This window comes from Rothia nasimurium (genome assembly GCF_928392795.1).
GTDB lineage: Bacteria > Actinomycetota > Actinomycetes > Actinomycetales > Micrococcaceae > Rothia > Rothia nasimurium_F.
The window spans coordinates 1-925 of sequence record NZ_CAKMTJ010000022.1 but is presented as its reverse complement, the minus strand read 5'-3'; the positions used below and the strand labels follow the sequence as shown (position 1 = coordinate 925).

Sequence of the window (925 nt, the reverse complement as noted above, 5' to 3'; positions counted from 1 at the left end):
TGATTAAACCCAGCGGCATATAGGTTAGTAAAAAACCACCCGGTGTTTTCACGCGCCCTGCAAGAAATGTCGCCAAAGGTGTATTTAGTCCCGCAATAATAACCGCAGCGATAAGACCCAGTAACATACTATTTATCTTTCTGATAGTTGATATATTTCGCAAACGCTATTTAACAGGTTCTGTGGACGCAATACCCTGAGAACCTAAAGAATCAGGGAACCATAAACCGCTAGGGAACTGAACATAATTTGTCACAAACTCAAATTTCTCCCCCTGATGCTCTTGCAAAAACTCTACTAAAGCAGCCTCATTCATATCTTCATCCCCTGAATACCGTACAGAGGTAATAACAATGAGTCCACAATCGCTACTTTCAATGCGGACGGACCGTGACGCAGTTGCCCCTCCGTTGCCACCCGAACTGTTGCGTAGTCGTGCTGAATCTACGGTACAAACTTGGGTTCCAGGGAAGAAGCGATCAAGGAAGGAAGAGACGCCAAGACCAGCAAAAAGAAGAACAGTGCAACCCAGGATAATCCCACCAATAATCTTTCGCCACCAAGGAGCCTCGGCCCAAGAAACTTTATCCCGAGACATTACCTCCCCCTCCGAACAACTAAATCCTTCAAATCACCCGGATTCGACGCTATGCCCTTAGCAACCTCCTGAATCCCTTTGTCTCTAAATTCGTCATTTGTGGTTTCATCAGCTGCTGTCACCATTTCGTTAATACCACCGGAGATAAACTCAGCCCCTCGAGCAGCCGCATAATCAACAGCCTTCCCACCGGGAATCAACCCAGGAACAGCGACCGTAGCAACACCAGTCCCCATACCCACACCACCAGCAAACACAACACCCCTCATATTCCAGTCCTCCCGCACCTGATAATTATCCGTATTCGGCATCGTATACTGCAACGCA

2 protein-coding genes are annotated in these 925 nt (G+C 47.5%); both read right to left on the bottom strand.

The window, feature by feature from the left end; genetic code table 11:
- Positions 1-166: 166 nt before the first annotated feature.
- A complete protein-coding gene (locus L6963_RS11675; protein WP_237197843.1) occupies positions 167-598 on the bottom strand; it encodes a hypothetical protein in 432 nt (143 codons plus the stop codon).
- Positions 598-925: hypothetical protein (locus tag L6963_RS11670; RefSeq protein WP_237207719.1), on the bottom strand; the 328-nt coding region annotated here is incomplete at its 5' end. The genes L6963_RS11670 and L6963_RS11675, both read right to left, overlap by 1 nt.